We start from the raw sequence: 13,673 nt of genomic DNA, 5'->3' as shown, positions 1-13,673 counted from the left end.
AATGCTTATTAAATTGCTCCATCGCATCTTTCCGAGGTCATTCTTAGCACTCATTGTTAAGGAAATTCACCAGATTATCGGCAACAAAGAAATCATCATCTTGTTGACGATCGCCCCAATCATCCAAATTTTGCTCTATGGGTTTACTCTTAACCCCGATATCACCAAAATTAATTTAGGAGTTGTAGACTACGCCAATGTCAACGAAAGCCGAGAACTGATTGCTGGACTCACTGAGAACAAAGTGTTTGTGGTGAAACAGTATCAGCCAAGCCAAGCCAAACTCGGTGAGCAAGTGCGGGAGGGCAACATCACCGTTGGCTTAGTCATTCCTCCTACCTTTAAGCGACAGTTGGATCAGAGTAAACCCGCAGATCTCCAGATTCTTGTCGATGGGGTTGATGCAAATACAGCAGGCATTGCCAGTGGCTATCTGCTGCGTATGCTTCAGCAACAAGGTCGTCAATTGGTGTCTAATCTTGCTCCACCTTTAATTCGCCCCGCCCATACATTTTTGTATAACCCCGGCTTAATCAGTGGTTGGTTTTTTGTACCGGGAGTAATTGGGATTACCCTCACGCTCGTTAGTTCTCTTGTTTCTGCGCTCACAGTCATCCGTGAGAAAGATGTAGGAACTTTGGAGCAGTTGTTGATGACACCTGCCGCCATTTGGGAAATTCTGTTAGCAAAAATTGTGCCGTTGTTTGTATTGCTAATGGGAACATTTTTGCTCGCTTTGGGGGTTGCACGGCTCGTATTCGGGGTGCCATTGCGAGGCAATTTATTCTTGCTTTTATTGCTGTCGGGTCTGTATTTATTCGTTGGCATTGGTATTGGAATCTTGTTGGCAACTGTTTCTAAAAATCAGCAACAAGTTGTTTTGACTGCATTTTTTGTCAATATTCCATTGATTCAACTTTCAGGAGCGATCGCGCCAATCGACAGTATGCCCGCCTTCTTTCGCTACCTGTCTATTCTCAATCCTTTGCGGCATTACATCCGAATTTTGCGCGGCATTTTGCTAAAGGGAATCGGCATCGATATGCTTTACCCAAACGTTTTAGCGTTATTAATTTTTGCTGCTTTTTTCTTAACTATTAGTATTCGCCAATTTCGCAAACAACTAACCTAGAAAATATCGCAAAATCAATTGTGAATCACAAAACATATTCTGACATCAATTCCACCCTTGCACCCTCAACGCAGGTAAAACCCCAGCCAGCCCTTCCCATCATTCAGGTACAAGGATTGCATAAGCGGTATGGTCAAATTTTGGCTGTGCAGGGAATCGATCTGGAGGTTTATCCAGGTGAGGTCTTTGGGCTAATTGGTCCCGATGGAGCGGGCAAAACCACGACTTTTCAAATTTTGGCAGGCGTGATGAAAACAACATTGGGAAACATTCGCGTCCTTGATCGCCGTCCCCGCGATGCTCGAATGGCAATCGGTTATCTGACACAGCAGTTCTCCCTCTACCTCGACCTTAGCATTGATGAAAATCTGCGCTATGTTGCGGGATTGCGACAGGTGCCCGAACCATTATTTATCCAGCGACGGATCGAGTATTTGCAATTGATGAATTTGGAGAAGTTTAGTAGCCGTTTAGCAGGGCAGCTTTCTGGAGGGATGAAGCAGAAGTTGGCACTGTGTTGTGCCTTAATTTCTCAACCCCAAGTATTGTTACTAGATGAACCAACCACAGGAGTCGATCCGGTTTCCCGACGGGAGTTTTGGGATGTCCTGGCGACACTTTCGAGAGCAGGTATGACGATCGTAGTTGCGACTCCCTACCTGGATGAAGCCGAACGCTGCCATCGGATTGCGTTAATGTATGCAGGGCAAATCCAGCAGACTGGAACCCTCGCTCAATTACGTGCGACTCTGGGCTTGCAGCGATTGGAGGTGCGTAATAATAATCTGGAACAGACGGAACGGGCATTATTAGAGGCAATCGCTACAGGCACAACTGGAATTCGGGATGTCCAAACTTTTGGCGATCGCCTCGATGTTTTGGTTCAAGATGCTCAAACTGATGAAGTGCAAATTCAGAAAATACTCAATCAGCAGCAGCTAAACGCCACGATTCAATCAGCAGAACCCACCTTGGAAAATGTCTTCGTTACCCGTCTGCGGCAACAGGGGGCCGATCCGCCATTTATTCCTTTTCCACGAGTGCGTCAGAAAACCGATGCCTCTCCAGACTTGAATTCGGTGGCAATCTCGGCTCGAAATCTCGGAAAAGTATTTGGCAGCTTTCAATCTGTCAAAGACGTGAACCTAGAAATCCATTACGGCGAAATCTACGGGCTATTGGGCGCAAACGGAGCCGGAAAGACCACCACAATTAAAATGCTTTGCGGTTTGTTGCCGCCTAGTTCAGGTAAGATTCTATTGGCAGGGCACACTGATAATTTGCGCGACGCCGCCGTGCGAAAGCGAATTGGCTACATGAGCCAGAAGTTTACGCTCTACGATGACCTCAGCGTGATTCAAAACCTAGCATTTTACTGCGGCGTATACGGCATACCCCAATCTATCCGTCGCCGCAAAATTGACTGGGTGCTAGAGATTTGCGGACTTACAGGTCAAGAAACCATGATTACTGGTCAGTTACCCGGCGGCTGGAAGCAACGAGTCGCTTTTGGTGCATCCGTCATGCATGAGCCAGATATTTTGTTTTTGGATGAGCCGACTTCTGGTGTCGATCCGCTTGCCCGCCGTCAGTTTTGGCGGCTGATTGAAGACTTTGCCCGTCAGGGAACAGCAGTGCTAGTAACAACGCACTATCTGGAAGAGGCAGAACACTGTCACCGCATGGGCTTCATGGTAGCAGGCGAAATGGTTGCCCAAGGTTCGCCCAGTCAGATCAAAGCTGAGCAACCCGGTCAATTAGTTGAAGTGGTAGTTGACAAGGCACAACTGGCTTATGACCTGCTGAAACAACAATTTGAACCTTGGCAGATTTCGCTGTTTGGCGATCGCCTGCATCTGGTTCTCAATAATCCAGAGCAGGAATTAACTCAGGTGCGATCACTGCTTCAGATATCTGATTTAAAACTTCGCTCGTTCGCAACCTTCCTTTCTCCTTAGAAGATGCCTTCATTAACATTGTGCAACGCGCAAGCACAAAGTCACTAAAATAACTGATTCACTCATCAGGAAAATCGATCATGATTGATACAGCATTTTCTGAATCTAACCCTCATAACTTTCTCAGAATTTAGTTTTAAAGTTCAAATGCTAGCAACCTGATCAAGGAAGCAATTCGCGTAACGGCAGGCTTATGCTAACGCGCTCGCGTTGGTGTAATGTTCGCGGAGTAAGAGTTGATATCGAAGAAAATCGTCCAAATTCTGGCGGCACCAGAAACAAGCTTGTTTCTCTTTGCCTTTTTGCTCAATTTTGTTTACGGAGTTTGGCAGGCTCACTATTACGAGTTCTACGGAAGTCCCTCTTTAGCTGACAAAATCAAAGACTTGACTCACTGCTCCTTCGGCGATGGGGTCATCATTCTATATGACTCTTCAACCGTGACTCAGTTAGACATTAAGACGACTCAAGAACGAACAGGCTAGTCTTCTGAAGAACAGTTTACCTTTACAACTACCTGAATCTAAACCGCCCTCTGCTGCCCCCTCTCATTCCCAACCTCAATGAACATTCCAACCCGTTCTCATGATTTGATTTACACAGACTGGACGCTAATCGAACCGCACTTTGATCCAGCGCAGTTACGTGCTAGAGAAACCGTCTTTAATGATCGGCAACGGTTATTTAGGCACGCGGGGCAGCTTTGAGGAGGGCTACCCACAGGCGTTACCAGCCACCTTAGTGCATTGGGTGTATGACGATGTGCCTGGAGTCTATACCGAGCTAGCCAATTGTCCTGACTGGTTGTCCTTGGTAATCATCGTCAACGGAGAGCGGTTTCGGCTCAATCGCGGCGAAATTATTCACTACGAACGGCAGCTTGACTTGCGGCACGGCATTCTCAGCCGCTCGGTGCGCTGGTGTAGTCCCGCTGGTAAAACTGTGGATTTACGGTTTGAGCGCTTTGCCAGCTTGGCGGATCACCAGGTGTTGGGATTGAGCTGCCAAATCACACCGATCGACTTTAACGGCACGATCGAGATTCAGTCCAACCTCAATGGTTATCCCGACAATCAGGGCTTTAACCACTGGGAGCAACTCGATCGAGGCAAGATGGAGCAGGGCGTTTGGCTACAGTTGTGCACACGCAGTTCCCGCATCGAACTTGGTATGGCGGCTAAAATGACTGCGATTGGCACCAATACTTCCTTGCAGATGACGGATGCTCTTGACTACCCCACCTTGACGATCACCTTTAATGCGACAGCGGGGCAAACCGTAGGTGTAGAAAAGGTTGTGACGTTGTTCACATCCCAGGATGCGGAATTACTAGGGCAGGCAGCTCAAGCTAAGTTGGTAGCACTGCCTTCCTACACAGTGCTGCGCGGCGAGCAACAGCAGGCGTGGAAGGAAGTTTGGCAGCAAAGCGATATCGAGATTGAGGGAGACAGCCACGCGCAGTTGGCAGTACGCTACAACTTGTTCCAACTCTTCATTGGTGCCTGTTCACACATCATGGGTGACTGCTCAGGCAACAGTCGGGTCAGCGTTCCTGCCAAAACATTGTCAGGCTTAGGCTACCGGGGTCACGTCTTTTGGGACACGGAAATTTTTATCCTGCCCTTTTTCACCTTGACGCAACCCGCGATCGCCCGCAGTTTGTTGACCTACCGCTATCACACTTTAGATGGAGCGCGGCGCAAAGCCGCGCATAGTGGGTATAAAGGGGCAATGTTTGCCTGGGAAAGCGCTGCCACTGGTGATGAGATGACACCCCGCTGGTCGATTCTGAGCGATCCTTATGCGGAAGCGGTGCGAATCTGGTGCCGCGATCGTGAAATTCACATTAGTGCCGACATTGCCTATGCCGTCTGGCAATATTGGCAGGCAACAGGTGACGACCGCTGGCTGCGAGACTATGGAGCCGAAATTATCCTGGATACTGCCCGTTTCTGGATGAGTCGGGTGGAGTGGAATGCAAAGCAAGAACGGTATGAACTGCGCGGGATAATCGGAGCCGATGAATACCACGAGCAAGTGAATAACAATGCGTTCACCAATCGGATGGTACAGTGGCATCTTGAAAAGGCGGTTGCCGTCTATGAATGGTTGCAGCAAACCTTTCCTGATAGTGGGGCTGCACTATCACAAGGGCTGCAACTCACCCCAGAGCAACTGCTGCGCTGGCAAACCGTCATCGCGCAGATGTACATCCCTGCCAATGCCGAAATTGGTCTGATTGAGCAGTTCGAGGGCTTTTTCCAGCTCAAGGATATCAACTTAAGCGACTACGAACCCCGTCAGCGATCGATGCAAGCGGTGCTAGGCATGGACGAAACGAACCAGCGGCAGGTACTCAAGCAGCCCGACGTGCTGATGCTCCTCTACTTGATGCGAGACACGCAAGCATTTTCGGATGAAGTACTGCAAAAGAACTGGGACTACTATGCACCCCGTACCGACATCACCTACGGCTCCTCCCTTGGTCCTGCCATTCACGCAATTCTCGCAGCCAACCTGAATCAAACAGCAGATGCCTATAAATATTTTATGCAGGCAGCTCTGGTCGATCTCGAAGATACTCGCGGTAACACAACAGATGGCATTCATGCGGCTTCAGCAGGCGGTGTCTGGCAAGCAGTGGTGTTCGGCTTTGGCGGTATTCAACTGAGGGAAAGCGGTCCCGTCGCAACTCCCCATCTGCCTCCCACTTGGACTCGTCTCAAATTTAAACTAAACTGGCGCGGCATCTGGCACAGATTTGATCTATCGCCCTCCGATGCTGACGCGCCTGACTCTCAAGCACCTGACATCCAGGGCTTCATCTTCGATCTTGATGGGGTTCTAACGAACACTGCCGAATGGCACTACCAGGCTTGGCAGCGACTGGCTGACGAAGAGGGATTACCCTTTGATCGTCAGCAAACGAAGCGTTGCGGGGCGTGTCTCGACGAGAATCTCTGCTGCACATCGTGGGCGATCAGCAGTACTCAGAAGCAGCACTCCAAGCGTTGATGGATCGCAAAAACCGCTACTATGTGGCATTGATTCAAACCATCACGTCCAGAGATGTGTTGCCAGGAGCCGTTGAGCTACTGGACGAAATCAGGCGAGTGGGCATGAAAATCGCGATTGGCTCTGCCAGCAAGAATGCACAAACCGTGATCGAGAAGTTGGGGATTGGCGATCGCATTGATGTGGTCACCGATGGCGATAGTGTCGAAAAACCCAAGCCAGCCCCTGACCTCTTTCTGTACGCCGCGACTCGCTTAGGACTTGACCCTGCCCAGTGTGTTGTGGTTGAAGATGCCCACGCTGGCATTGAGGCTGCGATCGCCGCAGGCATGTGGACTATTGGACTGGGACCTGTGGATCGCGTTGGATCTGCCAATATTGTTCTACCCAATCTGATCGGCGTTCAGTTGAGCGATCTACAAGCCAAACTAAGTGTGACGCTTAGAAAATAAGTAGCTCCAACAAAGTTGGAAGATAAGTCAGGCAGCAAAATTAACCGTAGGATGCAGGTCGTATACTTCTTTCAGTTTCAAGATTAATGGTGAAGACCTTGCTTCAGGTGTGGCAACGACCAACGGACAAAAATTATCTTCCATTACCGAAGCAGTCGCACTGATTGAGATCACGATAGGGAATGATGGCAGAAAGGAGATAAGAGATAGGCGTAACTTGTAACCTTTCTTCAACGTGAATTATGGATTCAGCAAGCATCTCATATTTCATCCTGATTTCATAACTGTGTGTAAGCCTGATGGAAGATGCTCACTGCACAAGCGGCTTCCAGTTCCGGAAGGTGTTTTTAGTCTAGTTAATCAATTTAGTTGACTCTCCATCTGACTAGAGCATTCAAAATAGCAATATCTCCTTTTTATCCTTTACTATTCGATTCGCACCAACGCTATGCCATTAAATTTCTTCACAAAAACAGGCTTCCTTGCTCTAACGTTAGGGGCGATCGCCACCAGTAGCGTCTTAAACGCTTGCTCTACTTCCGCTCAAAACAAAGTTCAAGTCCCTAGTCCCGCTGCTACTGATGCTGGAGCGATGCAGGGCATGGATCACAGCAAGATGGGCGGCATGAATCACGGCATGGATCTTGGTCCCGCTAACGCCGAGTTTGACCTGCGCTTTATCGATGGCATGACTCCCCACCATCAAGGAGCCGTCGTGATGGCAAAGGAAGCGCAGCAGAAATCCAAGCGTCCTGAAATTCAAAAGCTAGCGGCTGACATTATCAAAGCTCAGGACAAAGAAATTGCTCAACTCAAGCAGTGGCGGACTGCCTGGTATCCCAAAGCTCCCAGTACGCCTATGGCGTGGCACAAAGAGATGAATCATTCGATGGCGATGTCCGAAGAACAAATCAAGGCAATGCGCATGGATATGGATTTAGGTCCAGCCGATGCTGATTTTGACAAGCGCTTCATTGATGCCATGATTCCGCACCATGAAGGGGCTGTCGTGATGGCAAATGACGCATGGCAAAAATCAAAGCGTCCCGAAATTCAAAAGCTAGCTCAGGACATTATTGGGTCGCAGAAAGATGAGATCGAGCAGATGAAGCAGTGGAGGCAAGCCTGGTATAAGCAGTAAATTGAACACAAATTTCATCTTGATTTCATAACTGTTTGAGACACTAGTGTTTGGGATTGTAGTTAGCAACTCATAATTCCAAACATTACGCTGACGAATCGTTGGAAGGAAGAGATTGATCTGAATACATATACTCCCAGAAAAGTCGCCAGATTAAACGTGATGCATGAGCGATTTCAGAATCTCAGAATCACCGTGATCGCTTCTTAGTGTTAGTCAAAGTCATCGTCTGAGCAATAACATACAAGCTTATGAAATTGAGAGTAATTCAACCTACAGCCCTTAAGCAGGCTGCTAGAGATTCTTTAAGCCTTTCGGAACAGGGTAAGCTTTGGCTCCAACCCGGTCAGATTTTAAGCATTTATAACTGGAAACCGCTTGATAGAAACTACTTAAAAATCGTTCTTGATCTATCGACTGAAAAGCTTACTCAGGCGACATGGTTTGCTTATATTCCTCATGTGCAATTGCTAAGTGATCACGGTGAAGCAAAAGCAATTCCGCAAAGTCTACCTTTAGAAGCGCAACTATTAGACGTACCACACAACAACCAAGTTGATGATGTGCTTGCTCCCACGGGGGCTTGTCACATCACCAGTTTTGCCATAGTGATGGCTTACTTTCGAGTCAAACGAACACGAAACAATATCTGGTTGATGGAAGATGAAGTCTATCGACATCTAAGAATGAATAGATTAAATCATTGGAACCCAGAGGATCTTGTCAAAATGGCAAGTCACTATGGGCTTAAGGATAAGTTTACAATGCGAGGTCGTTTGTCAGATATTCGTCAAGCGACCGCAGAGGGCAATCCATGCATTGTTTATGGTCATTTCAACCATCCTCGTAGCACGATAGTCATTAGGGGCTATGACCAAAATGGTTTCTTCGTAAATGACCCCTATGGCAAATGGACACCATCCGGTTACCGTAGTGATCTGTCTGGACAGAACCTTTACTACTCAAATGCGTTTATTCAAAGCAGATGTTCTCCACAGGAAGAAGATCACATCTGGGTTCATTTTATCTCAAAACAAGAATATTCCTTAGTTGATCAACCATTGGCTTGAAACCTTTCTTCGTCATAATCATCATCCTGTTGTTAAGGAACTTCATAAATGCCTCGTTATCACTCAACTATCTACTCCACTGCGGCAGGTCGTCGTGTTTCTAGTACTCTCTTAATGGCTTTGCTGCTAACGACACCGCTAAAGGGACTTGCTCACGCTGGGCATGGTGATGAGTTTCAGGGAGGAGGTCAAGCTACTCAGTCTGCTGGGGCAATCCAGCTTGATGCAGAGACGGCAAAGCGTATGGGATTGAAGGTTGAGCCTGTGTCTCGTCAACGATTAGCCTTCGGTATTAGAACAACGGGTCAAATTGAAACGCTACCCAATCAGCAAGTAGAAGTGACAACCCCCGTTGGTGGCACAGTCATTCGGTTGTTAGTGAAGCCTGGAGACTCCGTTCAAGCGGGACAACCCGTGGCAATGATGACCAGTCCAGAATTGGCTGAACTCCAGACAACCGCGTTAGACCGGAGAGCAGAAGCGGTTGGCAGTGTTCAACAAGGGCAAGCCGATTTGCGATTGGCACAGCAAAACCTGACGCAACAAAAGCGGATTGTTGCCACTGACATTCAGCAAGCTCGGACCGAATTAAACTTTTCCCAGGAGCGATATGACAAGGACAAAGTGTTGCTGGAACGGGGAGCCATCCCGCGACGGCAATTTTTAGAATCTGAAAGCAAATTAGCCGAAGCAAGGGCGGCTCTTGCCAAAGCCGAAAGCGGCTTGCCTGTTTCGGAAGCGCAGGCGCAACTACAGCGTGCTCAATCGGCATTAGAAGTGGCGCGATCTCGCGTTGGGCTGAGTGGTCAAGCTTATGAAACCCGTTTGCGACAACTCGGAGCTAACCCAAATGAGGACGGTACCATAACAATTACTGCTCCCATTTCTGGTGTTGTAGCAGACCGGGAAGCGACGAAAGGCGAGTCGGGGCAGGACGCAGGCAAGCAAATTATGACCATTGTCAACGGCAGCAGCGTTCAGGCTTCCGGCAACATCTTTGAGAAAAATCTGGAACGCATTGCGGTAGGACAAAGCGTCCGGGTGAGAGCCAATGGAATGCCCGATCGCACCTTCAATGGACGAATTAATGTCGTTGGTACGGTTGTGAACGGGGAAACCCGTGTCGTTCCTGTAAAAGCGGAACTAGACAATTCGGGCGGACTTTTAAAGCCTGGGATGTTTGTGGAGTTAGAAGTGCTAACTGATCGCGCACCCGCAGCCGTACCAGCCATTCCTAAGTCTGCACTGGTGACAACCAACGACAAAAAGCAGGTTGTCTTTGTGCAAAATGGCAATGCATTTCAACCCACTGAGGTCACACTGGGTCGAGAATCCGGCAACTTTGTGGAAATTAAAACTGGTCTATTCGATGGCGATATGATTGTGACCCAACGCGCTAACCAGTTGTATGCTCAATCACTACGGGGTGACAGCAAGCCAGCCGATGGTCATGAAGAAAAAACGGCAGAATCTGCACCCGCTTCTAACCCACAGCCTGCAATTCCCTGGTGGGCAATAATCCCTGCGGGGGGAGCGATCGCGGCAGGAACCTTCGCGGCAGGAATGCTCTGGGCAAATCGTCGCAACCGCACGGCGTTTGTTCCAGTACCTAATGGTCACGCCCACCGTGAATCCTTTGATAACTTGAGCTTGACTAACGCTGATGCTCACACCTCGATAACACCGACCTCTTTAGAGTCAGCGTCTGATCGTCATCCTCATCAACCGCGCTAGGTAAATCATCATGCTGAGTTCTATTATTCAATGGGCGATCGCCCGTCGCTGGCTGGTGATTTTGGGTGCAATGATCCTGACCATCTGGATTTTTCGCACTATCATCCAAATGCCGCTAGATGTGTTTCCCACCTTTGCACCACCACAGGTTGAAATTCAAACGGAAGCACCGGGACTCGCGCCAGAAGAAGTAGAGTCACTGGTGACACTGCCGATCGAGAGTGCAATCAATGGCACACCGGGGGTCAGTGCAGTGCGGTCTTCCAGTGCAGCCAGTATTTCAGTGGTGCGCGTTGTGTTCAACTGGGGCACCGATATTTATCAAGCAAGGCAGCTTGTGACAGAGCGGTTGCAGTCGGCTCAAAGTAAACTGCCAGCAGGCGTTGAAACCCCCCAAGTTGCGCCCATTAGTTCGCCCATTGGCACGATCGTCACCTACGCTTTCACTTCTAAAACCACTGACTTGATGGATGTGCGGCGGATTGTCGATTGGCAAGTCACGAATCGTTTGCTGGCAGTGCCGGGAGTCACGCAGGTCATCGTGTTTGGTGGGGATGTGCGGCAATATCAAGTGCTGGTGGCACCTGAGAAGTTGCAGGCATTCAATGTGTCGCTGCAACAAGTGTCAGAAGCTGTGGCAGCGGCAAACGTAAATGCACCGGGAGGGTATTTAATTACGCCCGATCGCGAAAAGCTGATCCGAGGCATCGGGCGGATTGAAGACATCGAAGCCTTGAAGCAATCGGTGATTGTTGCCCGGAATGGCACCCCTGTCAGAATTACAGATGTGGCCGATGTCAAAATTGGGGCGGCAGTGAAACGGGGGGATGCCAGCGTCAACGCTCAAAAAGCGGTTGTGGCAGTCGTCAACAAACAACCCCAAGCCGATACGCCCACCGTCACTCGCGCCGTAGAAGCCGCGATGACCGAAGTGAGAGCAGGGTTGCCAGAAGGCATCCAGGTCGTGACGACGTTTCGCCAAGAAACCTACATTGATGCGTCAATCGAGAATGTGCGGGAAGCCTTAATCGAAGGCAGTATCATCGTTGCCTTGATCCTGATTCCGTTTTTGATGAATTGGCGCAACTTAGCAGTCTGTTTAGCGGCTTTGCCTCTGTCCTTATTGATCGGGGTACTGGCGCTCAACTGGATGGGACAAGGGTTGAACACGATGACTCTAGGAGGCTTGGCAGTCGCGATCGGCTCTGCGGTGGATGACGCGATCGTTGATGCCGAGAACGTGTATCGGTGTCTGCGGGAAAACAAGTATTCGCCGAACCCTAAACCTGTCCTAGACGTAGTGTTTGAGGGCTGTCAGGAAGTGCGCGATTCTGTGTTTGGAGCGACCATCATTACAGTCGTCGTCTTTGCGCCCATCTTTGCGCTGACGGGTGTCGAAGGCAGCATTTTCATTCCAATGGGGTTGGGCTACTTGGCGGCAGTATTGGCTTCTAGCGTTGTTGCACTGACGGTCACGCCTGCCTTGTGCGCGATTTTGCTGCCCTACGGTCGTCTGCCTGAACGAGAACCCTGGGTTGCTCGATTCTTCAAAGGAATTTATTTACCGCTGCTGAACTTTTCAATGCGGCGATCGACCGTTATTTTTGGCATCGCAGCAGCAAGTTTGGTAGCGGCGATGATTGTGGTGCCCTCGTTCGGACGCATTTTTCTCCCAGAGTTTCAGGAACAATCGCTGGTCAATACGCTGCTGCTCTATCCCGGCTCATCGTTGGAGGCGACCAATAGTGCCGCATCGGTACTGGAACATAAACTGAAAGACAATCCCAGCTTTGAAAGTATTCAGGTGCGATCAGGGCGGGCGGCGGGAGATGCCGATGCCGCAGGCGTGAACCTGGCTCACCTGGATGTGGAGTTGAGCGAGACAGGTATGAAAGACCGCAAAGCCAGCGTGGAATTGTTGCGGCAAGAATTTGCTAAAGTGCCGGGAGCAGCGCCGAATGTGGGCGGCTTTATCTCTCACCGGATGGATGAAGTGCTGTCGGGAGTTAGAAGCGCGATCGCCGTCAAAATCTTTGGTCCTGAACTGGAGCAACTCCGCACCTTGGGACAGCAGGTGAATGATGCCATGCAATCGGTTGAGGGCATTGTCGATCTTCAGCTTGAGCCACAAATTCCAGTGGAGCAGATTCAAATCCAGTTCGATCGCGTTGCGGCTGCCCGGTATGGGTTAACGGTCGGGCAACTCTCAGAAACGATTGAGACGGCGCTGAATGGGCGAGTGGTTTCGCAAGTGCTAGAGCAACAGCAAACTTTTGATCTAATCGTGTGGCTTCAGCCAGAAGCCCGCCAAAGTCTAGATACGATCGACAACCTATTAGTTGATACGCCCAGTGGCAATAAAATTCCGCTGGCACAAGTTGCAAAAGTGCAGGATGGCACGGGACCGAACACGATCAACCGTGAAAATGTTTCTCGCTTAATTACCGTGGCTGCCAATGCCCAAGGGCGAGATTTACGCTCGGTTGTGAATGACATTCAAGCCAATGTGAAACAACAGGTCCAGATTCCCGCTGGTTACTACATCCAATACGCGGGGCAGTTTGAAGCCGAAGAACGCGCCAGCCAGAATATTCTGATTTTTAGCGCGATCGCCTTTGTCGTCATCACGATCATTATGTATCTCTCGGTCAAGTCGATCTCGTCCACCATCATGATTATGATTAACCTGCCGTTGGCGTTGGTGGGCGGTGTGATTGCGGTGGCGTTGACGGGAGGAATTCTCTCAATCGCCTCGCTAGTGGGTTTTGTCACCCTATTTGGAGTTGCCACCCGAAATGGGTTGCTGCTGGTAGACAACTACAACACCAAGTTTGCCGCCGGAATGCCATTAAAGGATCTGCTGATTCAAGGATCGATGGAACGGCTCAACGCGATTCTGATGACGGCGTTCACCTCTGCATTAGGACTAGCACCCCTGGTGATCGCAGGCGGACCGGGAAAAGAGTTGCTGCAACCGTTATCAATCGTTGTGCTCGGTGGACTGTTTACCTCTACAGCCCTAACGCTGCTGATCTTACCTGCGCTTTATGCCAGATTCGGCAAGTACCTGTTTCCGAAGCGATCAGTTGTTGAAAATGGCAAAGTCTCTCAACCCGAAAGGGAGCGAATTCACGGAAACGTTTAACAGTTTTTGTTCACTAACTAAGGAGA

At 49.4% G+C, this 13,673-nt stretch carries 9 protein-coding genes; all 9 read left to right on the top strand.

Annotated features, from left to right (window positions below):
- Position 1 precedes the first annotated feature (1 nt).
- The 9 genes from AC1S5B_RS19150 (at position 2) to AC1S5B_RS19110 (ending at position 13,647) form a co-directional block, all read left to right on the top strand.
- Positions 2-1,132, top strand: a complete 1,131-nt coding sequence (locus AC1S5B_RS19150) for an ABC transporter permease (RefSeq protein WP_482037294.1) — start codon at positions 2-4, stop codon at positions 1,130-1,132.
- 20 nt (positions 1,133-1,152) lie between these two features.
- Positions 1,153-3,090 (top strand): ATP-binding cassette domain-containing protein, encoded by a 1,938-nt coding sequence (locus AC1S5B_RS19145; RefSeq protein ID WP_482037293.1) that lies wholly within the window; start codon positions 1,153-1,155, stop codon positions 3,088-3,090.
- Positions 3,091-3,326: 236 nt separating this feature from the next.
- Positions 3,327-3,575 (top strand): hypothetical protein, encoded by a 249-nt coding sequence (locus AC1S5B_RS19140; protein ID WP_482037292.1) that lies wholly within the window; start codon positions 3,327-3,329, stop codon positions 3,573-3,575.
- A 160-nt stretch (positions 3,576-3,735) separates the two neighbouring features.
- Positions 3,736-6,105, top strand: a complete 2,370-nt coding sequence (locus AC1S5B_RS19135; protein ID WP_482037291.1) for a glycoside hydrolase family 65 protein — start codon at positions 3,736-3,738, stop codon at positions 6,103-6,105.
- On the top strand, positions 6,033-6,557 hold the full coding sequence (locus tag AC1S5B_RS19130) for an HAD-IA family hydrolase (RefSeq protein WP_482037290.1): 525 nt from the start codon (positions 6,033-6,035) through the stop codon (positions 6,555-6,557). Before AC1S5B_RS19135 ends, AC1S5B_RS19130 begins: the two co-directional genes overlap by 73 nt.
- A 448-nt stretch (positions 6,558-7,005) precedes the next feature.
- Positions 7,006-7,698 carry a DUF305 domain-containing protein gene (locus AC1S5B_RS19125; protein WP_482037289.1) on the top strand — a complete coding sequence of 231 codons (693 nt, stop codon included), beginning with the start codon at positions 7,006-7,008 and terminating at the stop codon, positions 7,696-7,698.
- A 251-nt stretch (positions 7,699-7,949) separates the two neighbouring features.
- Positions 7,950-8,768, top strand: coding sequence for a C39 family peptidase (locus AC1S5B_RS19120; protein WP_482037288.1), 819 nt, complete (start codon positions 7,950-7,952; stop codon positions 8,766-8,768).
- A gap of 48 nt (positions 8,769-8,816) precedes the next feature.
- Positions 8,817-10,502, top strand: a complete 1,686-nt coding sequence (locus tag AC1S5B_RS19115; protein WP_482037287.1) for an efflux RND transporter periplasmic adaptor subunit — start codon at positions 8,817-8,819, stop codon at positions 10,500-10,502.
- Between the two features lie 10 nt (positions 10,503-10,512).
- A complete protein-coding gene (locus AC1S5B_RS19110; RefSeq protein WP_482037286.1) occupies positions 10,513-13,647 on the top strand; it encodes an efflux RND transporter permease subunit in 3,135 nt (1,044 codons plus the stop codon).
- The last annotated feature ends 26 nt before the right edge of the window (positions 13,648-13,673 follow it).

It is taken from the genome of Leptolyngbya sp. CALU 1928 (assembly GCF_056784215.1).
The sequence above is the reverse complement of the archived record's forward strand: the minus strand, read 5'-3'. Positions and strand labels throughout refer to the sequence as shown.

What these genes read in the sequence shown, in the direction of transcription:
- AC1S5B_RS19110 (WP_482037286.1), top strand. Translation starts at nt 10,513, where the DNA reads ATGCTGAGTTCTATTATTCAATGGGCGATCGCCCGTCGCTGGCTGGTG.
- AC1S5B_RS19120 (WP_482037288.1), top strand. Translation starts at nt 7,950, where the DNA reads ATGAAATTGAGAGTAATTCAACCTACAGCCCTTAAGCAGGCTGCTAGA.
- AC1S5B_RS19125 (WP_482037289.1), top strand. Translation starts at nt 7,006, where the DNA reads ATGCCATTAAATTTCTTCACAAAAACAGGCTTCCTTGCTCTAACGTTA.
- AC1S5B_RS19115 (WP_482037287.1), top strand. Translation starts at nt 8,817, where the DNA reads ATGCCTCGTTATCACTCAACTATCTACTCCACTGCGGCAGGTCGTCGT.
- AC1S5B_RS19150 (WP_482037294.1), top strand. Translation starts at nt 2, where the DNA reads ATGCTTATTAAATTGCTCCATCGCATCTTTCCGAGGTCATTCTTAGCA.